This is a genomic window from Symbiobacterium ostreiconchae, from assembly GCF_055396975.1.
In genome coordinates, this window is the sequence record NZ_AP042454.1 from 2803958 (window position 1) to 2827225 (window position 23268).

22 protein-coding genes are annotated in these 23268 nt (G+C 69.9%); 11 read left to right on the plus strand and 11 right to left on the minus strand.

Annotated elements, in window-relative coordinates:
* Positions 1 to 164 precede the first annotated feature (164 nt).
* From ACZ5UM_RS13575 to ACZ5UM_RS13600, 6 genes are all read right to left on the minus strand, one after another.
* Complete coding sequence (locus ACZ5UM_RS13575) at positions 165 to 1382, minus strand: M20 family metallo-hydrolase (protein ID WP_464844834.1); 1218 nt, start codon at positions 1380 to 1382, stop codon at positions 165 to 167.
* Between the two features lie 85 nt (positions 1383 to 1467).
* Complete coding sequence (gene dcuC, locus ACZ5UM_RS13580) at positions 1468 to 2724, minus strand: C4-dicarboxylate transporter DcuC (RefSeq protein WP_464844835.1); 1257 nt, start codon at positions 2722 to 2724, stop codon at positions 1468 to 1470.
* A gap of 81 nt (positions 2725 to 2805) precedes the next feature.
* Positions 2806 to 3924, minus strand: a complete 1119-nt coding sequence (locus tag ACZ5UM_RS13585) for a M20/M25/M40 family metallo-hydrolase (protein WP_464844836.1) — start codon at positions 3922 to 3924, stop codon at positions 2806 to 2808.
* Between the two features lie 258 nt (positions 3925 to 4182).
* A complete protein-coding gene (locus ACZ5UM_RS13590; protein ID WP_464844837.1) occupies positions 4183 to 5478 on the minus strand; it encodes an amidohydrolase in 1296 nt (431 codons plus the stop codon).
* A gap of 157 nt (positions 5479 to 5635) precedes the next feature.
* Positions 5636 to 6649, minus strand: coding sequence for a cytochrome d ubiquinol oxidase subunit II (locus tag ACZ5UM_RS13595; RefSeq protein ID WP_464844838.1), 1014 nt, complete (start codon positions 6647 to 6649; stop codon positions 5636 to 5638).
* A gap of 22 nt (positions 6650 to 6671) precedes the next feature.
* Entirely contained in the window at positions 6672 to 7961 is a 1290-nt protein-coding gene (locus ACZ5UM_RS13600; RefSeq protein WP_464844839.1) for a cytochrome ubiquinol oxidase subunit I, read from the minus strand.
* 128 nt (positions 7962 to 8089) lie between these two features.
* Here ACZ5UM_RS13600 and ACZ5UM_RS13605 point away from each other — a divergent pair, with 128 nt between their 5' ends.
* Positions 8090 to 8356 (plus strand): hypothetical protein, encoded by a 267-nt coding sequence (locus ACZ5UM_RS13605; protein ID WP_464844840.1) that lies wholly within the window; start codon positions 8090 to 8092, stop codon positions 8354 to 8356.
* A 242-nt stretch (positions 8357 to 8598) separates the two neighbouring features.
* The gene (ndk, locus tag ACZ5UM_RS13610) at positions 8599 to 9051 is read left to right on the plus strand and encodes a nucleoside-diphosphate kinase (RefSeq protein WP_464844841.1); all 453 of its coding nucleotides are present in this window, start codon (positions 8599 to 8601) and stop codon (positions 9049 to 9051) included.
* A gap of 76 nt (positions 9052 to 9127) precedes the next feature.
* Here ndk and ACZ5UM_RS13615 read toward each other — a convergent pair whose 3' ends face one another.
* Complete coding sequence (locus tag ACZ5UM_RS13615; RefSeq protein ID WP_464844842.1) at positions 9128 to 9883, minus strand: LysM peptidoglycan-binding domain-containing protein; 756 nt, start codon at positions 9881 to 9883, stop codon at positions 9128 to 9130.
* Positions 9884 to 10010: 127 nt separating this feature from the next.
* Between ACZ5UM_RS13615 and mtnP the strand changes: the two genes are divergently transcribed.
* The 4 genes from mtnP (at position 10011) to ACZ5UM_RS13635 (ending at position 15232) form a co-directional block, all read left to right on the plus strand.
* On the plus strand, positions 10011 to 10808 hold the full coding sequence (gene mtnP / locus ACZ5UM_RS13620; protein ID WP_464844843.1) for an S-methyl-5'-thioadenosine phosphorylase: 798 nt from the start codon (positions 10011 to 10013) through the stop codon (positions 10806 to 10808).
* Between the two features lie 12 nt (positions 10809 to 10820).
* Positions 10821 to 12086, plus strand: a complete 1266-nt coding sequence (locus ACZ5UM_RS13625) for an adenosylhomocysteinase (RefSeq protein ID WP_464844844.1) — start codon at positions 10821 to 10823, stop codon at positions 12084 to 12086.
* Positions 12087 to 12090: 4 nt separating this feature from the next.
* Positions 12091 to 13011, plus strand: coding sequence for a sugar phosphate isomerase/epimerase family protein (locus tag ACZ5UM_RS13630; RefSeq protein WP_464844845.1), 921 nt, complete (start codon positions 12091 to 12093; stop codon positions 13009 to 13011).
* 136 nt (positions 13012 to 13147) lie between these two features.
* A complete protein-coding gene (locus ACZ5UM_RS13635) occupies positions 13148 to 15232 on the plus strand; it encodes a putative bifunctional diguanylate cyclase/phosphodiesterase (protein ID WP_464844846.1) in 2085 nt (694 codons plus the stop codon).
* Between the two features lie 15 nt (positions 15233 to 15247).
* Here the strand turns inward: ACZ5UM_RS13635 and ACZ5UM_RS13640 are convergent, their stop codons facing one another.
* Complete coding sequence (locus ACZ5UM_RS13640) at positions 15248 to 15919, minus strand: lysophospholipid acyltransferase family protein (protein WP_464844847.1); 672 nt, start codon at positions 15917 to 15919, stop codon at positions 15248 to 15250.
* Between the two features lies 1 nt (position 15920).
* Positions 15921 to 17039: a glycosyltransferase gene (locus ACZ5UM_RS13645; protein WP_464844848.1), complete on the minus strand. Its 1119-nt coding sequence runs from the start codon at positions 17037 to 17039 to the stop codon at positions 15921 to 15923.
* 233 nt (positions 17040 to 17272) lie between these two features.
* Between ACZ5UM_RS13645 and ACZ5UM_RS13650 the strand changes: the two genes are divergently transcribed.
* Together ACZ5UM_RS13650 and ACZ5UM_RS13655 are read left to right on the plus strand one after the other, a co-directional pair.
* Complete coding sequence (locus ACZ5UM_RS13650) at positions 17273 to 18583, plus strand: amidohydrolase family protein (RefSeq protein ID WP_464844849.1); 1311 nt, start codon at positions 17273 to 17275, stop codon at positions 18581 to 18583.
* Between the two features lie 195 nt (positions 18584 to 18778).
* Entirely contained in the window at positions 18779 to 19729 is a 951-nt protein-coding gene (locus ACZ5UM_RS13655; RefSeq protein ID WP_464844850.1) for an aldo/keto reductase, read from the plus strand.
* Between the two features lie 90 nt (positions 19730 to 19819).
* Here ACZ5UM_RS13655 and ACZ5UM_RS13660 read toward each other — a convergent pair whose 3' ends face one another.
* The gene (locus ACZ5UM_RS13660) at positions 19820 to 20377 is read right to left on the minus strand and encodes a potassium channel family protein (RefSeq protein ID WP_464844851.1); all 558 of its coding nucleotides are present in this window, start codon (positions 20375 to 20377) and stop codon (positions 19820 to 19822) included.
* Between the two features lie 108 nt (positions 20378 to 20485).
* Here ACZ5UM_RS13660 and ACZ5UM_RS13665 point away from each other — a divergent pair, with 108 nt between their 5' ends.
* Positions 20486 to 21511 (plus strand): TolB family protein, encoded by a 1026-nt coding sequence (locus tag ACZ5UM_RS13665; RefSeq protein WP_464844852.1) that lies wholly within the window; start codon positions 20486 to 20488, stop codon positions 21509 to 21511.
* A gap of 67 nt (positions 21512 to 21578) precedes the next feature.
* On the plus strand, positions 21579 to 21926 hold the full coding sequence (locus ACZ5UM_RS13670; protein ID WP_464844853.1) for a YlbF/YmcA family competence regulator: 348 nt from the start codon (positions 21579 to 21581) through the stop codon (positions 21924 to 21926).
* Between the two features lie 44 nt (positions 21927 to 21970).
* Here the strand turns inward: ACZ5UM_RS13670 and ACZ5UM_RS13675 are convergent, their stop codons facing one another.
* The gene (locus ACZ5UM_RS13675; RefSeq protein ID WP_464844854.1) at positions 21971 to 22696 is read right to left on the minus strand and encodes a 2-phosphosulfolactate phosphatase; all 726 of its coding nucleotides are present in this window, start codon (positions 22694 to 22696) and stop codon (positions 21971 to 21973) included.
* A gap of 127 nt (positions 22697 to 22823) precedes the next feature.
* On the opposite strand from ACZ5UM_RS13675, the gene ACZ5UM_RS13680 reads away from it, so the two are divergent.
* A complete protein-coding gene (locus tag ACZ5UM_RS13680) occupies positions 22824 to 23246 on the plus strand; it encodes a hypothetical protein (protein ID WP_464844855.1) in 423 nt (140 codons plus the stop codon).
* Positions 23247 to 23268: the final 22 nt, after the last annotated feature.

Sequence of the window (23268 nt, forward strand, 5' to 3'; positions counted from 1 at the left end):
TCCGGCCGGTTTGATCCGGCCGGACCGCCGCGCGCCGGACCGCGGGCCTCTACGGTCGGCCGCAAGACGCAACATGCGCCGCGCTGTGACGCAGGTGGGCTGAGCGCCGCCGGGCGGGCGGTGCTCAGCCCACAGGGGTGATGGCTCGTGAAAGGGGAGAGGGACTAGCGGAACGAGCGCACGGCTTCCGCCAGCACCTCGGTCCCCAGCGCGATCTCCTCCAGCGACGTGAATTCCGCGGGGTTGTGGCTCAGGCCGTCCTTGCTGGGGACGAAGAGCATTGCCGTCGGCGCGATGCGGGCCACGTACATGGCGTCGTGCCCCGCGCGGCTCACGGTGCGCAGGTAGGGAATGCCCTTCTGCTCGCACGCCTGGCAGAGCCGTTCCACCATGCCGGCGTCCAGCGTGACCGGCGCTTCCTCGGAGAGGGTCTCGATCTCGATCTCGATCCCCCGCCTGGCCGACACGTCCGCCACCAGCTTCCGGAAGCCGTCGGTGACCCGGCCGATGCTCTCCTTCTCGATGCCGCGGATATCGACCCCCAGCTCCACCTCGCCGGGGATGACGTTGATGGAGACCGGCTTCACGCTGAAGATCGTCGCCGTGGCCACCACCGCGTCGCCGACCTCCTTGGCAAGACGCTCCAGCCCCAGCACGAGCTCTGAGGCGGCCACGAGGCCGTCCTTCCGCCGGCCCATCAGGGTTGCGCCGGAATGGGCGGCCGTGCCCTTGACGAACACCTTGTAGCGGGAGGGCGCCGCGATGTGGCTGACCACGCCGACCGGCTTTTCGGCGTAGAGCAGCTCGGGCCCCTGTTCGATGTGCATCTCGAAGAAGCCGGCAATGGGACCGAAGTCCCGGGGACCGTCGACAAGATCGTACCCGGCGTTCTCCTGCAAGGCCTGGCCGAAGGTGATGCCGTCGCGGTCTGCGTAGGCCATCAGCTCATCCTCGGGGATCACGCCCGCCAGGGCCTTCGAGCCCAGCGTGGCCCGCCCCCAGCGGGAGGACTCTTCCGACGTGAAGTTGACGACCCCGACCGGCACCCGCGGCAGTTGGCCGTCCTCCTTCAGCGCCCGGATGACCTCCAGCGCGGCGACCACGCCGACCACGCCGTCGAAGCGGCCCGCGTTGGGCACGCTGTCCAGGTGGGAACCCATGAGCAGGGCGGGCCGGTCCCACTCGCCCAGGACGGCGGCGATGTTTCCGAAGCGGTCAATGCGCACCTCAAGGCCCTCGGCGCGGCAGAGCGCAATAAAGTGGGCCCGCGCCGCGCGGTCCTCCGGCGTCAGGGCCAGCCGGGTGACGGCGGTGGGGCCGGACTTGCCGAAGGCCGCGAAGGCGTTCAGGTCTCGCTCGATACGTGCAGGCTGAACAGGCACGGGAGACTCCTCCTCTGGGCAGTGATAGACCGGCGGGGTCCTGCGGCCGGTGCGCAGGACCCCGCCGCGCGTACGGCGGATCGCTTTAGATGCCCTGCATGATGAAGGCCACGATGCTGGCGATGATCATGCCGGGCGCGTTGCGCTTGGCAACCTCCATCGGGTTGACGTTGGCGATGCCGGACACGATGATCGCGGCGCCCGCCACGGGGCTCATGGAGCGGCCGAGCGCGCCGGCGAGGGAGGCGAGGGTGCCGAGCCGCTCGATCGTGAGGCCGAAGGTGGCTGCGTGCGGCGTGACCGCCTCGTTGAAGGCGATGGTGGCGGCGTCGCCGGAACCGCTGAGGATGGCGACGAGCATCGGACCCCACGTGCCGGCGGCGCCGATCGCGCCCTTGGCGCCGGTGGCGGCGTCCAGCAGCAGGTCGATCAGACCCACCTGGGTGAGGCCGGCTGCGAAGACGCCGGCGGCGATGATGATGCCGATGACGTCGGCGTACGCCTTGCCCATGCCGTCAAAGAACGACTTGGTGAGTTCGGCGGGGTTGGTCCGGGTGACCGCCAGGGCGATCATGGCGCCGATCACCATACACGCCGGCACCGTCAGGCCCCAGCTCTTCATGGCCGGAACAGTGGCGCCCAGGATCAGCAGCACCAGGGGGATGATCGGAACGATGGCGTAGAGGGGATTGGGCCGGAACTGCTCCGAGCCGGCCAGGACGTCGGACTTGTGACCGCGGTCCTCCTTGCGGATGAAGGCCAGGATCGTCAGGACGATCGCGCCGATGAGACCGCATACGACGGCGGCGGGGGTGACGACGGCGATGGTCTCGACCACCGAACGGCCCGACATCTCGGCCACCATGTTGATGTGGGCGCTGCCCGGGCTCAGGACGGAGCCGAAGGTGCCTGCCAGGACGGCGGCGGCGGCCACGGCCGGGTGGACGCCCGCGGCCATCAGGACGGGGATCATGACCGCACCCACGGCCGCGCTACAGCCGGCGGCGCTGGGCAGGGCGATGTTGATCAGCCAGGTGGCCATGGTGGTCGCCGGGATCAGGATGGCCCGGGCCTTGGAGACCGTGTTGGCCACGGCGTGCACCAGGTGCTGGTCACACTTGGTCAGCTTCATGACGTAGGCGAAGCCCATCACCGAACAGATCGCGCTGATCAGGCCCGCGTTGGTCATGGAAGTCTGGAACTGGGCGAACGCCTTCATCGGCTGCAGGGAGATGATCGCCATCACGAGGCCGGCAGTGAACAGGACCATCCGGGTTTCGTACTTCTTCAGGATCGCGTAGATGGTCAGGATGACGATGAGGACTCCAATCCATGGCAGCATGCGTGCACCACACTCCTTTGCTGCGTCGGGACTATGTGATCGGCAAGGCAAGACCGGCCCTCGCCGTGATCACCTTCCACCTCAGGCCGAAGCGTACTCCTGGATCAGCGCAAAGACCACATCGCCGATGCGCTCCAGCTCTGCGATCTCGATGCGCTCCTGGAGGCTGTGCGCCCCGCGGTACCCGGTGCCCAGGTTGCAGGCCATGACGCCCCGGGTATTGAACACGTTCGCGTCGCTGCCGCCGCCTGTCGCCCGCAGCGAGGGGGTCAGCCCCGCCCGGCGGATGGCCGCCGAAGCCCGCTGCACGACGATGTCATTCTCGCCGAGGTTGACCGGGCCGTAAGCGAACTGGATGTCGGCCTCCACCCGGGCGCCGAACTCGGCGGCGGTGCGCTCAAAGACCTCGGTCATGTGGCGGATCTGCGCCTCCATCTTCTCGGTGACCAGCGAGCGCACGTCGCCCCGCATCTCAAAGGTTTCCATGACGATGTTGGTGGCGGAGCCGCCCTGCGCGAGGCCCAGGTTGGCCGTGGTCTCCTCGTCGATGCGGCCGAGCTTCATGCGGGTCAGGGCATGGGCCGCAACCACGAGGGCGCTGATGCCCTTCTCGGGCTCGACGCCGCCGTGGGCGGCCTTGCCGATCACCTTGTAGGTGACCTTGGTCTGGGCCGGCGCCTTGGTGATGATCGTGCCGACAGGCGTCGACGAGTCGATGATGTACGCCTCCCGGGCCGTCAGCAGCGAAAAGTCCATGTTCTTGGAGCCGTTCAGGCCGCCCTCCTCGGCGATGGTGAACACCACCTCGAGGTCAGGCATGTCCACGCCCTGTTCGATCGCCCGCTGGATGCCCTCCAGAATGGCGGCCAGCCCCGCGGCGTCGTCTGCGCCCAGGATCGTGGTGCCGTCGCTGGTGATCACGCCGTCCTTGATCTGCGGCTTGATGCCGATGCCGGGGGAGACCCGGTCCATGTGGGCGCAGAGGCAGAGCGGCGCGCTCCCGCGGTTGCCCTTGCGCTTGGCGATGAGGTTGCCCGTTTCGCCGCCGATGCGCTCCCCGGCGTTGTCGCGCTGTACGGTGAAGCCCATCGCCTCCAGACGCGCCTGGAGCAGGTCGGCCATGCGGCCTTCCTTGCGGGTCTGCGTGTCCGTCGTCACCAGCGTGAGAAAGGTATCGACAATGCGGCTGCGTTCGCTCAACAGCGGTCACCTCTTCCCCGAAATTCCACCTGCGAGGGCAAGCGAACGTTGCACCTTGCCGTAAGTGTAGCAAGTGGTCGGCTAGACTCTGAATGAGGCATACGGCTGGACCTGTCGCAGGTTCCCTGGTCCTTTGGGCCGTCAGAGTTCCTGGCACACAGGCACCGGTCCGCCGCACGGCCTCCTCCCAAATGTGGATGCCCCAGAAGGCGGCGCCCCCGGCACGGTGGGCGGGGGTGCGCCGCCTGAGCCCCGGGGCTAAGCGCGGGCGAGCCGCAGCACCGTCCGGGCCATCAGCTCGACACCGATGGGCAGCGCCCTTTCGTCGAAGTCGAACCGGGAGTCGTGGTGCGGGGCAGCGATCTTGCTGCCGATCATCATGTACGCGGCCTTGCCGCCCCGCTTCTGCACCCGGTCCATCATCCAGGCGAAGTCCTCACTGCCGCCGAGATCGCCGGTGGGCTGAATCTTGGTGACCCCGGCGGTCTCGGCCGCGGCCTGCCCGATGATCTCGGCCAGCTCCGGGTCGCTGGTGCCGCCGGCGGCGCTTCCCATGGGCTTGATCTCGACCTTCACGTCGTACATGTCGGCCGCCGCCCGGATGATCCGCTCGGCGTTCTCCTTCATGTAGGCGTCGATCTCTGTCGTCTCCCCGCGCGTCTCCAGCTTCATGATGGCCTGGGCGGGCGTGACATTGCGCCCGGACCCGGCCTGCAGGACGCCGACGTTGATGCGGGACGCGCCGGCCGAGTGGCGCGCGATGGCGTGCAGGTTGAGGGCCGCCGCAGCCGCGGCCAGCAGGGCGTTGCGGCCGGCCTCGGGCGCCGCGCCCGCGTGGGAGGGAACACCGGTGAAGATGGCGTCCATCTTCGACGTGGCCAGGAAGCCGCCGGCCCCCGTGATGATGGTGCCGACCTCTCTTGCGCTGAAGCCCAGGTGGGCGCCCAGCAGGTAGTCCACGTCGTCACAGACGCCGGCCTCCACCATCGCCCGGGCGCCGCGGACGCCCTCCTCAGCCGGCTGGAAGAGCAGCTTGATCGTGCCGCGCAGCTGATCCTTCATCTCCGCGAGCAGGGTCGCCACCCCCAGCCCGATCGCCGTGTGGCCGTCGTGGCCGCACGCGTGCATGGCGCCTGCGTTCTTCGAGGCGAAGCCTTCCTGCTGGGGTCTGTGGTCGGCATCCGTGCTCTCCGTGATGTCCAGGGCGTCCATATCGAAGCGCAGGGCGATCGTGGGACCCTCGCCGCAGCGCAGGATGCCGACGACGCCGGTGTACCCGCCGGCCATCTTGCGTGCGATCTCCGGGTTCGCGCCCTGGGCGATGGCACGCTCCAGGTGCCGGTCCAGGTCGGCCCGCGAGGGCAGGCCTGCCATGTGCTCCGGGTTGTGGACCTCGGGACCGTACTTGACCTCGTAGCCCAGCGCGGTCAGGCGTTCGACCACCAGGGTGGCGGTGCGGAACTCCGTCCAGCCGCTCTCCGCGTGCGCGTGAAGGTCGCGCCGCATCTTGACGAGTTCGGGCTCCAGTTGCTGCACACGAGTGGAAATATCCATGGATCACACCTCCTCAGCCACCATTATCCGCTACGCTCAGGGCGGCGAACACTACCCATCCGCACCGGTCCGAAAAGGCTCCGGCCGTCCCCACCTGCGGCACGGCTGCACCGGAGCGCTGGCCCCAAGTAACCAGGGGCCTGTTCGGGCCTGGACCCTACCTCACCGCGGCCTTGAAGACCCGGAAGAGCAGCCAGAGGGAAGGGAGCAGGACCAGCAGGCCGTAAGGCAGGGTCTGCAGCAGGAACAGCGCGGACGGCCCGGGGGCGGCGGCGGCGTGGAACGTGATGTCGGGATAGAGGAGATAGGGCCACTGACCGAGGGCCCAGCCGGTCAGGAGCACCACCACCTGGCCCACGGCCAGGACCCGGGCCGACAGGTATCGGCGCGTGTAGACGGCTGCGGCCGAAAGCCCTGCCAGCCCAGCGCCCGCCAGGAGCAGCGGCCCGGAGGATGGCCGGGTCAGGTGCGCCCAGAGGTGCGGCATCGATGGCGGCAGGAGGGCCAGCAGTGCGGCCGCCAGGACCGCCAGGACGGCGCCCGACCACAGGGTGCGGCGGCGGAAGTCCTCCTGCACCTCGCCGCGGGTCTCCACCGTCAGGAACACCGCCGCCAGGTAGGCGCACATCGCGGTGGTCAGCAGGCCCGTCAGCAGCGCGGCCGGGCTGAACCACGTGCGGCTGGCGTCCACCCGGACGGCTCCGCCCGGCCCGACCCGGATCCCGCCGCCGGAGACCGCCGCGGCCGCCAGGCCCAGGAGGAAGGGGGTAACCGCCGAGGATGCCCCGAAGACGGGGCTCCAGAGCCGCCACTGCCGGGAGTCGGAGGATGCGCCGGCCCGGAAGGCAAACGCCGCGCCCCGGAGGACGATGCCGATCAACACCAGGTGGAACAGACCGAAGAAGGCGATCCCCAGGGCGCGGTAACCGGTGGGAAACACCGTGAAGAGGATCACGATGACGAAGATCAGCCAGACGTGATTGGCCTCCCACACCGGCCCCATCGCCCGGGCAATGGCCTTCCGGTGTTCATCCTGCCGGGGGCCCGCCGCCAGCAGGTCCCAGATGCCGCCTCCGAAGTCGGCGCCGCCCAGCACCGCATAGGCCATGAGGGCCAGCAGCATCACCCCTGCCGCGGCCACCACGGGGTCCAGTCCCAGCCAGGTCTGCATGGCGCTCGGTCACCTCCTCCGGTCACTCGTGGCGCAGGCGGGAAAGCAGCAGGACCAGGGCCACCGCAAGGCCCGCGTAAAGTGCTGAGAACCCCGCCATCGAAAGCGCCATGTTTCCCGACGGGGTCACGGCATCCGCGGTCAGCATCGCCTTCCAGATGGTCCAGGGCTGCCGCCCGACCTCGGCCACGATCCATCCCGCTTCCAGCGCCAGGTACCCCAGCGGCGATGCGATCACCAGCAGCCAGAGGAGCCGCCGGTTCTGCGCCAGCTGTTCGGGCCTGCGCCAGCGGACCCAGGCATAGTATAGGCCCACCAGAACCATGCCCATGCCCGCGCCCACCATGAGCTGAAACGAGAGATGGACCAGCGGCAGGTTGGGCCACTCTTCCCGGGGGACCTGGTCGAGCCCCATCACCTCCGCCTCGAAGCTGCCGTGGGCCAGGTAAGAGAGCAGCCCCGGCACCTCCAGGGCGCAGCACACCCGCCCTGTAGCGGGATCCGGCAGCCCGCCGATCAGCAGCGGCGCCCGGGTGCGGGTGACGAACAGCGCCTCCATGGCCGCCAGCTTCTCCGGCTGGTGCCGCGCGACGACCTTGGCCGACAGGTCGCCGGTGAAAGGCATCGTCACGGCCGCCAGCAGCCCCATGGCCATGGCGATCCGGAGCGCCTTCTGCCGCAGCGCGTCGGTGCGCCCGCGCAGCATGCCCCAGGCGTACACCCCGGCCACGGCAAAGCCGGTGGCGGCGTAGCACGCCAGGGTCGAATGGACGGCCATGACGGGCCAGTGGGGGTTGGTGAAGACGACCCAGGGGCTGAGCGCCTCAGGCTGGGTCCGGAGCGTGTCGATGCCGACCGGGTTCTGCATCCAGGCGTTGGCCGCCGTCACCAGGAACGAAGAGGCGGCGCCGCTCACCGCCACCGCGACGGCGGTGAGGGCGTGGGCGACGGGGTGCATCCGCTCCCGGCCGTAGAGGTACAGGCCGATGAAGATCGCCTCGGTGAAGAACGCGTAGCCTTCCAGCGTGAAGGCCGGGCCGACCGTGCTGCCGGCGAAGTGCATGAACTCGGGCCAGAGCAGGCCCAGCTCGAAGGCGATGCCGGTCCCGCTCACGGCGCCGATCGCGAAGAGCACAGCGGTGGCCCGCGCCCACGTCCTGGCCAGGCTTTCGTACCCCCTGTCCCCGGTGCGCAGCCGGAGGAGCTCCGCCGCGGCCAGCAGGGCCGGCATGCCGACCCCGAGGGCGGCAAAGATCATGTGAAAGAAAAGCGAGTAGGCCATCTGAAACCGGGCTGCATCGAGGTGTGACACGGCGGTACCTCCCGAGGGTTGTCCAAATGGAAGGGCGGCTCCCATCTGCTGCCAGCCGCGGGGCAAACTGACCTTGCACACCGCGGGCAACTTCTGCGACAATAACATTGAATTGGGGGGATGCCGATATGAAGGAGCAGATCACCCGCACTGAGGTGCGCAGCCCGTCGGGCCGGCTGTTCTACATCGACGTGTCCGACGCGGGCCACGTGGCCGTCTTCGATGCCAGCGGCCGCAGGATGTTGCGCGTCAGCCTCAGGGGAATCAGCGCCAAGGCGATGGTCAAGCGGATCCGGGAGAACATCGAGACCGGAGCGCCCGCCTATCTGGCCGGCTGGCCCCCGAAGGATGTGGATCGGATCCTCTCTCAGCACGCCATCGCCTGCGAGCGATAATCGACAGGGACAGCTGCGGGGCGCTGCCACAGGCGGCGCCCCGTCTGTCGCGGGCGGCGTGCTGCACCGCCGGGTCCTGCCGGGGCCGGCGCCGCTTTCCCTCGCAAGTCTGCCCACGGGGCCGCACAGGCCATTCTGCGATCGCGCGCTGCGCCCTCCTTGCCAAAGATTCCCCCTTTCGGTACAATCACTAAGGCAACTTCTGGGGAGCGTCCCACGTCGTGAAAGGGGTATAGACGCGTATGGAGCGCAGCTTTGTCATGGTGAAGCCCGACGGCGTCCAGCGGGGCCTGGTGGGGGAGGTCATCAGCCGGCTTGAGCGGCGCGGCCTGAAGCTGGTCGCCGCCAAGCTCATGCGGGTCTCGCGGGAACTGGCGGAGCAGCACTATGCCGAGTTGAAGGACAAGCCTTTCTTCCCGAACCTGATCGAGTTCATCACCTCGGGCCCCGTCATGGCGATGGTCTGGGAGGGGCCCAACGCCATCGCCACCATCCGCAAGACCATGGGAGCGACCAACCCGGCCAACGCCGAGCCGGGCACGATCCGGGCCGATTTCGCCTGCGACGTTTCGTTCAACGTCGTCCACGGCTCCGACGGCCCCGAGAACGCCGAGCGGGAGATCAAGCTGTGGTTCGGCGAGGTCGGGCCCTCCTACGAGCGGTCCGTCGACCGCTGGGTCTTCCCCCAGGGCTGAGGTTCCGTCCGCGCGCGACGGCGCTGGTGACCGCAGGTCACCAGCGCCACATGCTATGTCGTGCTCCCCGCGCCGCTCACGGGTCGCCCTTCTGGCTGCGCCGGCCGGGGATGATGAGCACCTGCCCGGGCGTGAGCTGATAGGGCTCCGTGAGCTTGTTGGCCTTGGCGATGGCCCCGGGCGAGGTGGCAAACTTCTTCGCCAGCCGCCACAGGCTGTCGCCCCGCCGCACCGTGTAGACCGTCTGGGTCTCCCGGGGCAGGAGTGCGCAGGGCACGTAGACATCCACCCAGCCGTCCTTGGTGGCCGCCACCAGCTCGCCCCCCGGGGTCGGCCGCGCGGCCACCAGCCCGCCCACGTAAAGGCGGCCCAGCTCCTCCAGCCGGCTTTCCCGCCCCACGGCCATGACCTGGTAGAGGTAGATCGTCTGCGCCCCGGAGGCGCCGGCGATGACCTCAGCCCGGCCGTCGTCGTTGACGTCGTCGAGGCTGAGCGAGCGGAAGTAGGCGTTTGGGTAGAGCAGGGTCTGACACAGGGCCACCAGCCCGCTGGGCGTCAGCGCGTACAGCAGGACGTTGTCGCGGGTGCCCACCGCCACGGTGCCGGGGCCGCTCGGGTCCACCTGGCCGACAGCCAGGGAGAGCGCGTCCTTGGGCAGCGGGGCCTCCGCCGCGAGGACGTAGGTGTCCCCCGTCCAGCGGTAGACCTTCAGTTCCCGTCCGGCACAGGCGACGATCTCGGGCGCGCCGTCCAGGTCGACGTCGCCGGTGGCGACCATGAGGAGCCGCCCGAGCCCGCCGCCGCGCCACCGCCGGTGGTACTGCTGTTCCATTCCTCCTTCACCGTGTGTCCCGTGCTCCGTCATCCGAGCCCCACCTCGCTGCGCATCCGTCGGGGCTCCCGGATGTTTCCGCCCCTGTAAGACCAGCTTATGTCACCAGAAAGGTGGGTGTGCGCATATGACGCAGAAGAAGGTTCGTCTGGCGATCATCGGCGGCACCGGGGTCTACGACCCCCGCATCCTCGAGAACATCAGGGAGGAGGTCATCACCACCCCGTACGGGCAGGCCAAGGTGCGCATCGGCACCTACGAGGGGGAGGAGGTGGCCTTCATGGCCCGGCACGGGGTCGACCATTCCGTGCCCCCGCACCTCATCAACTACCGGGCCAACATCTACGCCCTGAAGATGCTCGGGGTGGAGCGGGTGGTCGCCACGACCGCGGTGGGTTCCTGCAACCGGGACATGAAGCCCGGCGACTTCGTGGTGGTGGATCAGTTCCTGGACTTCACCAAGGGCCGGGTCTCCACGTTCTTCGAGGGCGGCGAGGCCGGGGTGGTGCACACCGACGTCACCGAGCCGTACTGCCCCGAGCTCCGGAAGGTGCTCATCGCCGCGGCGCAGGAGGTGGGTGTCACCGCGCACCCGACGGGCACCTACGTCTGCACCGAGGGCCCTCGCTTTGAGACCGCGGCGGAGATCCGGATGTACGGCCAGCTGGGCGGCGACGTGGTGGGCATGACCAACGTGCCGGAGTCGGTGCTGGCCCGGGAGGCCGGGCTCTGCTACGCCACCGTCTCGATGGTGACCAACTTCGGCGCCGGCATCTCGCCCAATCCCCTGACCCACGAAGAGGTGCTGGAGGTCATGGCCGCCAACGGCGAGAACCTGAAGAAGCTGCTCTTCACCACCCTGAAGCAGATTCCCGTGCACCGGGGGTGCGCCTGCAGCCAGAACAACTCGGCCCTGAAGGTGTAGGAGGTGACCGGCGTGCAGAGCAAGGTTTCGGTCTCGACCCTGCGGGACCCGGCCCTGGCGCCGAGCGGGCACCAGAAGATCGACTGGGTGAAGGCGCACATGCCGATCCTGAACCAGCTGGAGCGGGAGCTGGCCGCGAGCCGGCCCCTGGCCGGCCAGCGGGTGGCGATGTCCATCCACCTGGAGGCCAAGACGGCCTACATGGCGCTGGTCTTCGCGGCGGCCGGCGCGGAGGTGTTCCTCACCGGCTCCAACCCGCTGTCGACGCAGGACGACGTCGCGGCCGCGGCTGCAGAACGGGGCGTGACGGTTCACGCCTGGCATGGAGCGACGGGTGAGGAGTACACCCAGCACCTGGTGCGCACCCTGGAGGCGGCGCGCCCCACCCTGCTGCTGGACGACGGCGGCGACCTCACCTACCTGCTGCACACCAGCCGGCAGGACCTGGCCGCCGACCTGATCGGCGGGTCGGAGGAGACCTCGACGGGCGTGCAGCGGCTGAAGGCCATGGAGGCCGAAGGCGTGCTCCGCTTCCCCATGGTGGCCGTGAACCACGCCCGGATGAAGCACCTGTTCGACAACCGGTACGGCACCGGCCAGTCGACGATGGAGTCGATCATGCGCAACACCAACCTCTCCATCGCCGGCAAGCGGGTCGTGGTGGCCGGCTACGGCTGGTGCGGAAAGGGTGTCGCCATGCGGGCCAAGGGGCTCGGCGCGCGGGTGATCGTCTGCGAGGTCGACCCGGTGCTGGCCAATGAGGCCCTGATGGACGGGTTGGAGGTCATGCCGATGGCCCGCGCCGCGGCTCTGGGCGACATCTTCGTCACGGTCACGGGCTGCGAGAAGGTGATCCGGCGGGAGCACTTCGAGGTGATGCGGGACGGCGCCATCCTGGCCAACGCAGGCCACTTCGACGTCGAGATCTGGAAGCCCGACCTGGAGGCCTTCGGCGGCAAGCCGGTCCGGGTGCGGCCCAACGTCGACCAGTACACGGCGCCGGACGGCCGCCGCCTCTACCTCATCGGCGAGGGGCGCCTGGCCAACCTGGCCGCGGGCGACGGCCACCCGGCGGAGGTCATGGACCTCTCCTTCGGCGTGCAGATCCTGACCCACCTCTGGCTCCTGGAGAACCGGGGGAGGCTGGAGAAGCGGGTGATCCAGGTGCCGCCGGAGATCGACCGGCGCGTCGCGGAGACCCGGCTCCGGGCGCTGGGCGTCGAGATCGACCGGCTGACCCCGGAACAGGAGCGGTACGTCCGGTCGTGGCAGGTGTAGGTCCATGGCGCAGCTTTTCGTACCGCTGCACGGCGCCTTCGGCGCCATCGCCGGTTCGGGCGTGAACAGCTACGGCGAGTCGCTGGAGCGGCCCCACTGGCAGGGGGCGGAGATCGGCCTCTGCGACACGCTCCCGGACGTGCTGGGCGCCGTGGCCGAGGCCGAGTTCTACGAGTGGGTCATCGGCGCGCACCATCCTACCCACCGGGAGGGGGGGCCGGCCTGGTGCCGGTTCCTCGACCCCGACCGGGCCGTGCGTTCCGAGGCCCTGGAGATCGCCTGGAGCGCCGCCCGGGCGGTGCACCGGCTGGGCGCCCGGTATATCCTGTTCCACTTTCCCTGGCCGGCCCTGCAGATGCCCGGCGTCGACTACGCCGCCCTCGGCTGGAAGTTCAAAGACGCCGAGCCGCTCCCGCCGGAGGCCTGGCCCCGCGAGGCGGACCTCTACGAGTGGAGCCGCCACTGCTTCGACCGGCTGGCCGAGCTGCAGGAGCGGGAGCGCATCCGGGTCGTGCTCGAGATCGACGGGCCGAACCCGTACTTCTTCGACGGCGAGCTGTACAGCCGGCTGTTTGCGGAGTTCCCCGAGCTCTCGCTCTGCATCGACACCGGCCGCCTGGGGCTCCTGGCCCGCACCCACGGGCAGGACCCGGTGAGCCTGGCCGAGCGCTGGCTGCCCTGGACCCGGTATGTCCACCTGCATACCGCGCGGTGGGATGCCGAGGGGCGGTTCCGGAGCCGGATTCCCACCAACGGGAGCCACACCCGCGACCGCTGGCCCGGGGTGACCCCTTCTGCCGACATCGCCCGCCTGGTGGTGAAGGCGCACCCGGACGCGGTGATCGTGCTGGAGCACGACCCGCGCGCGGTGCCCCCCGACGAACTGGAGGCCAGCCATGCGTGGGCTGCGGCCCTGGTGCAGTAGCTGGCAGAGCGGCACAAAGTACCCCCCCGATCGGCCCTGTCCCGACGTTTGGCCATGCACCTTTGGTGCCATATGCACCGCCAAGGTCCATTGGTAACGTCAATGGTAAGGGCTCGCAATCGAGGGGGGTTATCCTATGCGCAGCCACGAGCGCGGCGCCGATCCGGCGGTGGAAGTCCAGCGCGCCTTGGCCCGGTCGGAGGCGCGCCTGGCCAGCATGCTGGCGATCACCCCTGCCGCCACCATCGCCATCGACGCCGACCAGCGCATCGTGCTCTTCAACGAGATGGCCGAGAAGATCTTCGGCTACACCCGGGACGAGGTCCTGGGCAAACCCCTGGACATCCTCCTCCCGCCGGGCACTGCGGCGCGTCACCGGCGCTTCGTTGCCGATTTCGGCCGGGGCCCGGTGAAGCAGCGCACCATGGCCGAGCGGCAGGAACTCACCGCCCGGCGCAAGTCGGGCGAGGTCTTCCCCGTCCAGATCGGCATCGCCCGGGTGACGGTGGAGGATGAGACCCTCTTCCTCGCCGTGGCGCAGGACCTGACGGAGCGCAAGGAGACCGAGCGGCGGCTGCGGGAGAGCGAGGAGCGGTTCCGTCTGGCGTTCGAAAACGCCCCCATCGGTGTGGCGCTCACAGACGGGCAGGGGGTCATCCAGCAGGCCAACCGCGCGCTCTGCGCCATGCTGGGGTGCGAGGCCGGGCAAGTGATCGGCCGGCCTCTGTCCGCCTTCCTGCTCGATGCCGCCGCGCTGCCCGACCTGGCCGCGCTGCAGACGGCCGCGACCTGTGTGGCGCTGCGCCACCGGGACGGACAGACGATCTGGGTGGAACTGAGCTCCGCCGCCATGGGCGACCGGCGGGGGGAGACCACCTACATCCTGCAGCTGCAGGACGTCACCGACCGCAAGCGGTACGAGGCGGAACTGGTGCGCCTGGCCCTCGTCGACTCCCTGACCGAGCTGGCCAACCGCCGGCGGTTTCAGCAGGTGCTGGAGGAGGCCCTCGCCGAATCCCGCCGCGCGGGCACGGCCGGGGCGCTCTTCTTCATCGACCTGGATATGTTCAAACACATCAACGATACCCTCGGCCACCCGGCGGGCGACGAGGTCCTGCAGCAGGTGGCGGCCCTCCTGCGCAGCACCCTGCGCCCCGGCGACACCGCAGCCAGGCTGGGCGGCGACGAGTTCGCGATCGTGCTGCCGCACACCGATGGCCGCCAGGCGGCCCGGCTGGCCGACCGGCTGCTCGCCGCGATCCGCCGGGCCCGGTTCGCCGGAGGCGAGACCCCGGTCGCGCTCACGGCCAGCGTCGGCGTCGTGCTCTTCCCCGACCACGGCGAAACGGTCACGGAGCTGCTGAGCAAGGCGGACATGGCGCTGTCGGAAGCGAAGGAGAGCGGGCGCGACAACTGGGCCCTGTTCACCCCCGACAGCCGCTGGCAGCAGGAGATGGAGGCGCGGCTGCTGTGGCGGAGGCGCATCAGCGACGCGCTGGCGCAGGACCAGTTCGTGCTCCATTACCAGCCGATCCTGGACCTCAGGCGGAACGCCGTCACCCACCATGAGGCGCTGCTGCGCATGGTGGGGGAAGGGGGCGAGCTCATCTCCCCCGGCGAGTTCCTGGGGGTCGCGGAGCGGTTCGACCTGATCCAGCAGATCGACCGCTGGGTGCTGGACCGGGCGCTGCAGCAGCTGGCCGCCCTGCGCAGGGCGGGGCGCAGCCAGGTGCTGGAGGTCAACCTTTCGGGAAGGACGCTCACCGACCCCGAGCTGCCCGGCCTCATCCGCCGCGGCCTCGCCGACCGGGGCGTGGATCCGGCGAGCCTGGTGCTGGAGATCACCGAGACCGCGGCCATCCGCGACCTGGAGCAGGCGGAGCGGTTCATAGGCGAGATGAAGGCCCTGGGCTGCCGCTTCGCCCTGGACGACGTGGGCGCCGGCTTCGCTTCGCTCTACTTCCTGAAGCGGCTGCCGGTGGACTACGTGAAGATCGACGGGGCCTTCATCCGCAACCTGCCCCACGACACCGCCGACCAGCACCTGGTGCGGGCTCTGGCGAACGTCTGCCGGGAGCTGGGCAAGCGCACCGTCGCGGAGTTCGTCGACTCCGAGGAGAGCCTGCGCCTGGTGCGGGCGTACGGCGTCGACTACGCACAGGGATACCTCATCGGCCGCCCCGGCCCGGAGCTGTGCCTCACCCAGGCGCCTTGCCCGTGATCGCCCGACCCGGCCTCAGCAGCCCCGTCCGCCCAGCCGCTCCTGGAGCTGCCGGATCAGCTCCGGCGTCTGGGCCTTACGGTCCCGGTCGTCGGTGAAGGCCAGCGGCTCACAGACCGTGATGGTGCGGGCCTGCCGGTCGATGTACAGCGGCACGAAGGGGATGTGACGGCGCGTCGCCCGGTGGTAGAACCGGTCGACGCTGAGGAAGCCCTCGTACAGCTCCGACACCTCGCTGTCGGTGCTGGCGTAGTCCTTGTCCGGGAAGATCAGGAGGCTCTCGCCCCGCTTCAGCGCCTCCGTGCTCTCCCGGAAGGTGGTGATGATCTGGGCGGATCCCCGGTAGACGGGGATGCACCCCGCCGAGCGGTAGAGGGCGGCGAGGCCGAAGGCGGCCAGCCAGGCGAGGAGGTTGGCCTTCCAGCGGGGCCAGCCGTAGCGGGCGCCGAAGGTGATGTCCCGCAGGTGAACATAGCAGGCCTTTCGGTCGCCGAACTGATGCAGCCCCCACGTGCGCACAGGCACGGGGAGCCACAGGAGGTTGAGCACGATCCCATAGATGTCGGCGTGCCGGCACAGGTAGACCGCGGGCTCCACCAGCCGCTCCGGATGGACGACGGTGTAGCGCGGGGCTACGAGCCGCAGCGCCGCCCGGCAGAACCGGAACAGCTTTCCGTAGAAGGACATCTCATGCTCCCTCGATTCCGCGGTGGGACTTGAACAGCCACCGGGGGTGAATCTGGTAGCCCACCACCGCAAGGACGATGTCGGCCACGAGCTTGATCCAGACGGCGGTCCAGCGGGTGAGGACGTGCGTTGCGAGGACCACCAGGTAGGAGGCCAGCATCTGGGCGGCCACCAGCAGGTAGTACTTGGCGGTGGCGTCGGTCATGTTCCGCTCGGTGCGGACCCGCAGCAGCCAGTGCAGCACCAGCCGCACCAGCGAGCCCGCCGCAGCGCTCACCGTGCTCGCGGCGAAAAGGCGCGCGGCCGGCGCCAGCGCCTTCAGCCAGACCAGATCCACCCACGCGAAGACGGCCAGCGCCGCCAGCGAGGCCAGCGCCCCTGCGAGCGCATAGGCCCCCAGGTGGCTGATCAGGATCTTGAAGATCGGCCAGGAGTCGCGCAGGGTGCGGTAGTGGGTCCCCTCGTTCTTGTTGAAGTAGAGGGTCTGAATGGGCATCTCCGCCATGGGGATGCCCAGCTTCATCGCCTGGACCAGGCAGTTGGTCTCGTACTCAAAGCGGTCGCCCGCGATCTCGGTCGCCCACTCCCAGAGGCTGATGGGCAGGGCCCGGAGCCCCGTCTGGGTGTCCCGCAGGTAGCGGCCGTAGAAGAGGTGGAAGGCGCCGCTGGTCAGGCGGTTGCCGAAGCGGCTGCGGGCCGGGACGATCTTCTGGTTGAAGTCGCGGATGCCGAGCACGTAGGCCTCGGGATTCTCGTGGGAGGCCCTGGCCATGCCGCAGACGTCCTCCACGGCGTGCTGCCCGTCCGCGTCCACCATGATCACGCGGCGATACAGCCGCTGCCATCCCTGCTGCAAGCAGTGGCGCAGGGCCGTCTTCAGCGCCGCGCCCTTGCCGCGGTTCACCTCGTGGCGCAGGACCACGCAGCCCTTCAGCGCGGCCAGGCTGTCGAAGATCGCGCGGCAGGCGGCGCTGCTGCCGTCGTCCACGACGACGATCCGCTGAAAGCCGCGCGCCATCAGCGCCTGCACGTACTTCACCAGGGCGGGCGGCGGCTCCAGGGCCGGGATGATGATGATGCTGCTTGCGCTGTGTGGGTTGGCTGCTTCGGCAGAGTTCAAGTTCGTTTCACACTCCCGTTCGCTTCGGGCTTCCCTGTACTATTCCGCCTGAACCGCAGGCGTTCCTGCCTGTCGCCGTCCCGGCCCCGGCGTCTGCCTATCAGCATCCCCGAATCCGCAGCCGCGCCGCGCCTTCGCGGCGGTCTTGCCCGGCTGTGGCGGGTCAGATAAACTAGTCCTGAAATTGGACGGGCCTGGCAAGCCCGCGAGCGACGGACGAGGAGGAGTCATCCATGGAGCGGCTCTTGATCGAGGGCGGAACGGTTCTTCCCATGACCGGAAAGGAAGCGGTCTACGAAAACGGCGTGGTCCTGGCCGAGGCGGGCCGGATCGTCTACGCCGGCCCGAAGGACGGCGCACCGGAGTTCCCCGGGGCCCGGCGCATCGACGCCGCGGGCCGCATCGTCATGCCCGGCATCGTCAACACCCACTGCCACGCCGCGATGACCCTCCTCAGGGGCTACGCCGACGACATGCGGCTGATGGAGTGGCTGCAGACGAAGATCTGGCCGGCGGAGGCGAAGATGACCCCGGACGACGTGTTCTGGGGCACGGCGCTGGCGGCTTACGAGATGCTCTCGGGCGGCATCACCACCTTTCTCGACATGTACTTCCCCGCGGACCCGGTGGCGCGGGCCATCGAGGCGACCGGCATCCGCGGCATCGTGGCCCGGGGCATTATCGCCGTCGGGGGACCGTCGGAGGCGGTCTCCCGGCTGGAGGAGAGCCGGGAGGCCTTCCACCGCTGGAACGGCAAGGCCGGCGGCCGCATCACGTTCATGGTCGGCCCCCACGCGCCGTACACCTGCCCGCCCGACACGCTCCTGGCCTGTGCGGAGCTGGCGGACGAGCTGGGCGTCGGCATCCACATCCACCTCTCCGAGACCGCGGGCGAGGTGGAGGAGGCCCGCAGGCAGTGGGGCAAGACCCCCATCCGGCACGTGTACGACCTCGGCCTGATGAAGGGGCGGCACGTGGTGGCCGCGCACTGCGTCCACGCCGACGATGACGACATCGCGATCCTCGCCGAGACCGGCACCGGCGTCTGCCACTGCCCGGTTTCCAACCTGAAACTGGCCTCGGGCCGCACGCCGGTCGCGAAGATGCGGCGGCAGGGCGTCGCGGTGGGGTTCGGCACCGACGGCGCCTCCTCCGAGAACATGCTGCACATCCTGGGTTCCGAGATGCGCATCGGCGCCATCCAGGCGAAGGAGCTGGAAGGGGATCCGGCCGTCTTCACCGCCTGGGACGCCGTGGCCATGGCCACGGTCGAAGCCGCCCGCGTGCTCGGCATGGAGGCCGAGATCGGCTCCCTCGAGCCCGGCAAGAGGGCGGACATCATCCTGATCGACACTGAGCGGCCGCACCTGACCCCCAACCACGACGTGTACGCGCTGATCGCCTACTCGGCGCTGCCCAGCGACGTCGTGATGACCATCGTGGACGGGCGCATCGTCTACCAGGACGGCCAGCTGACCACCATGGACGGCCGGGAGATCATGGCCCGCACCCGCGAGGCGGCTGCCCGGCTGGTGAGGGGCTAGCGGAGCGCCTGCACGGCAACGCTCGCAGCCGGCTCCCGCACACCCCGTCCCGTGGCCCCGGCATCCCCGGCGTCCTGGGCCTGTGCGGGTTCTTCCTGCAGGTCCGGCCGCGCCCGGGCGCACGGCCTTCCGGCGCCCCGCCGGCAGGAGGTTTCCCCTTCCTGCCGAAGGCATACGGCAGAGGTGAGACGCGTCATGGAATACCGCAATCTGGGCAGGAGCGGGCTGAAGGTTTCGCAGATGGCCCTGGGCACCAACGCATTCGGCACCCGCTGCGACGAGGCGACGGCTGTCAGGATCGTCCACGCGGCGCTGGACGCGGGCATCAACCTGATCGACACCGCCGACATGTACGGGCAGGGCGAGTCCGAGCGGATGATCGGCCTCGCGCTGAAGGACCGGCGGTCGAAGGCCCTCATCGCCACCAAGTGCTGGTACCCCACCGGCGACGGGCCCAACGACCGCGGCACCTCCCGCAAGCACATCATGGACGCGGTGGACGCCTCGCTGCGCCGGCTGCAGACCGACTACATCGACCTCTACCAGATGCACCAGTGGGATCCCGAGACCCCCATCGAGGAGACGATGCGGGCGCTGGAGGACCTGGTGCGCTCCGGCAAGGTGCGCTACATCGGCTGCTCCAACTTCGCCGGCTGGCAGATCGTCAAGGCCAACGCCGTGGCGGACCGGTTCGGCTGGACCCGCTTCATCTCCAACCAGCCCGAGTACTCGCCGGTCAACCGGCGCATCGAGCAGGAGGTCATCCCCGCCTGCCTGGCGGAGGGGGTGGGCCAGATCGTCTACTTCCCCCTGGCCGGCGGCCTTTTCACCGGCAAGTACCGCCGGGGCCAGGCGCCGCCTCCCGATTCCAGGGCGGCGAAGCAGGGGCCGCGCTTTGCCGAGCGGTGGTTCACCGACGCCAACTTCGACCTGGCGGAGGCGATGGAGGAGATCGCCCGTGAGGCCGGCGTCACCCTGGCGCAGCTCACCCTGGCCTGGGTGATGGCCCGCCCCGGCGTGACCGCCGCGATCGTCGGAGCCAGCCGCCCCGAGCAGGTGCTGCAGAACGTCTCGGCCTGCGACGTCGCGCTGCCGCAGGAGGTCATGGACCGTGTGACGCAGCTCTCGGACCCGTTTGTCCGCTGAGCCGCTCCACCGGCCGGGTCACGCCCGGCCGGTTCGCTTTTCCGGCCGCCCGCGGTCCTGTGCCGACAGCCCAGGTGCGCCGGTCAGGCTTCACTCCGCCCGCAGCCGGTGAAACAGCGCCGCGAACAGAATCGTCGCGAAGAGCAGCCCGCTCAGGCTGGTGAGCATGGCCAGCAGTTTGCCCAGCGGGCTTCCCGGGATCACGTCGCCGTATCCGCCCGAGGCGAAGGTGAGGAGGGTGAAGTAGGCCACGTCCAGCGCCGTGGCCGGGAGGTCCCGCCACTCGAACGTGTGCGGGAAGGCCAGCTGCGCGGAGAGGTTGAGCAGCACCAGGTTGGCCAGGGTATTGAGCAGCCAGCGGCCCGTGGTGCGCACCTGCGCCACGGGGCCGGTCCGGCTGATGGGTGCGGACATAAGCTGGTACGCGCCCGTGTAGCTCTCCCAGAGGCCGACCGCCGCGGCCGCCGCCGCCAGGCCGTAGGCCCAGTGTTCAGCCTCGGCCAGCAGCACCAGGAGCAGGAGGCTCAGCAGGGCCATGACCGCAGGGCGGACCAGCGTGTGGCTGAGCCGGTCGGACCGGTCGGCGCCCAGCCAGAGCACCGCGGCCACCAGCCCGGCGGTCCCGGCGAGAAAGAGCACATACCCCATCGCACATCCTCCTGCTGTTCCATACGCCCGTCCACCCCTGGGTCATGCCGGGTGTACTAGCCCCCCGGCCCGCTGAATATCCAGTGAGGGACAGGGGGGCGAGGACCGATGTACACCAGCCATTCCGGCCGGGCGGCGCCCGGGGCCCGCGCCTACGCGTTCCTGCTCCTCCTCGGCCTGGCGCTGCTGCTGGGGGGGATTGTGCGGAGCGGTTTCACCGCGGTGCCGAGAAGCGTGGCCGCTGCAGTCCCCGGCGGGGCAGACGACGCCCTGCCTGAGGCGGAGTGGGCGGCCCGGCTGACGCCGCTCACCCAGACGGCGGCGATGGACGGCTTCGCCGCGTGGTCGCCCGACGGCCAGGAGATCGCCTTCATGCGGGATGGGCAGATCCTGCTCACCACGCCTCAGGGCCGGCCGGTGCGGGTGCTCACCACGCAGCCGGGGGCGTGGGACGCCGGCCCGGTGTGGAGGCCCGACGGCCGGGCCCTGGCGTTTGTGCGGCTCTCGACCCGGGACAGCGGGGCGCAGGTCATGGTCCTGCCGCTCCCGCGCGGCGGCGGCCAGCCGGAGACGCCGCAGACGCTGGCCGACGAGCCGGGCGCCATCGGCTACCTGGCGTGGGACCCCACCGGTGCGTACCTCTACTACACGACCAACGACCGGATCCTGCGCCTTGAGCCGTCCACCGGGCGGAGGACGGAGGTCTTCCGGGCGCCGGAAGGGTGGGAGCTCATCTCCGGCGGCCTGGCCGTCACGCAGGACGGCCGGTGGCTGCTGTTCGGAGGCGGTCCGCGCACCGGGGCCGGCGTGGAGTACGAGCTGTACCGCCTGCCCGCCGGCGGCGGGGAGCCCGAGAAGCTCACCAGCGGCGGCGGCATCATGCCCGGACTGCATCCCGGCGGGAAGCTGGTCGCCTACCGCAATCCCCGCGGGGACAGCGGCATCTACGTCCTGGACCTCGCCGCGCAGTCCGCCCGGCGCGTTCTGCCCGACGATGCCCGGGGCATGTTCTTCCACCCGCACTTCTCGCCGGACGGGACCAAGCTGCTGGTCTCCCGGCTCTCGCTGACCCCTGCGCGGCAGCGCGCGCGGGGCGGCTTCACGTCGAACATCTACGTCTACCAGTGGGAGTAAACGACGGCCGCCAGGAAGGGAATGGGCGGCCGCGGGCGAAAATGAACCGCTGGGAGGTGGCGCGACCGTGGTCAACGTCTACGACCATGCCCACAGCCTGGCGCGCGCGCTCAAGGAGAGCCAGGAGTACCGCAGCTTTCAGGCCGCCCGGGAGAAGATCAAGGGCAAGCCGGCCGCAGAGAAGATGATCGCCGATTTCCACAAGCGCCAGATGGAGCTGCAGACCCAGGTGCTCCAGGGAAAGGAGCTCACCCCGGAGCAGAAGGAGGGGCTGGAGCGGCTCTACAGCGTGCTGGTGCAGGACCTGGACATCCGCGATTACCTGATGGCCGAGCAGCGGCTGGGCACGCTGCTCAGCGACGTGTACAAGATCATCGGTGAGGCGGTGGACGTCGATCTGCCGTTCACCAAGTGAGAACGGCGACAGGCCGGTGCGCTTCCCCGCACCGGCCTGTCCTGTCAGTTCAGCAGTACGACCTGGCCGTCCGTATAGACGGGCAGGAGGGTCATGGTGCCCAGCTGCGCGCAGAAGACGATGTCGTCCTGCAGGCCGAGCCTGACCAGGTTGCGCCCGTGGGCGGAGAGGTGGAGCAGATCGGCGAGCCGCCCGTCGTAGCGGCGGAACAGCTCCCGGGCGACCAGGCCCATGTCGTTGGTCTCCACCGGCTGGTCCGGCCCGGCCAGGAACTCGAGGATGGCGCCGGCGCACACCGTGTCCTCCAGCGAGAACTGATCGTGGGTGCCGGCGCAGCAGATCGCGACGTCCATCTCCAGCCGCCGGAGCTCCTGCGCGACGGCGGGGGCGTTGAGCAGGCTGGCGATGTAGACCCGTTCGGCCCCGGCGGCGCGCCGGATCGCCCGGGTGCCGTTGGTGGTGGTGAAGAGGATCGGCCGCCCCTTCACCCGCGCCTCGGTGTACTCCAGCGGCGAGTTGCCACAGTGGAAGCCGGGAATCACCACCGCCTTGCGCTCCCCGCCCAGCAGGAACTGCCGGTCGGGGTTGTCGCGCGCCACCTGGAAGGCTTCCTCCGGCGTCAGGATGGGGACCACCGTGTCGGCCCCGTTGGCCAGGGCGGTGCAGATGGTGGTGGTCGCGCGCAGGACGTCGATCACCACCGCGGCGCGGCCGGCCAGCTCCTCCGCAGGGGGGATGTTCACGACCGTCGGATACACGTCGGCACGCATGTTTCAGGCCTCCCGCCTCAGCAACTAACGCAATTATACACCCCGCGCGCCGGGGCGGCCAGTTTCTGCCGGCGCCCGTACTGTATCGCGACCGCCGGGCATAGCCTCATCGGGGAGGTGTCTGTCCATGCCCCGGTGGGCCCGTTTCCTGTCGTGCACCATCACCGGCAGCCTGCTCACCTTCGGCGGCGTCCTGGCGGCGGCCGCGGCGGTCGAGCGGCCGCACGCCTTCTGGCGCTCCTTTCAGGCGTTCGCCGTGACCCCGGCCTTCTGGCGGCTCCTGCTGCTCTTCGTGCTGCTGGCCGCAGGGGCGGTGGCCGCGGGGCGGGCCATCGTCCACCTCTACGGTCTGCCCCCTGCGGCCGCAGGCGCCATCGCCGGCGCGGTGCTGGCCGCCTGCTACATGGCGGCCCTGGTCTCGGGCCACCTGCCCGGCTGGGGCGGCTGGGAGGGCGCGCTGCCCAGGGTCTGGCCCGCGGCGCTGTGGATGGCGCTGCCCTTCACCGCCTCAGGCGCGGCCGCGGGCTGGCTCTGGGAGCGCCTGGAGTGAACGGCAGATCCGCTGCGGGGCC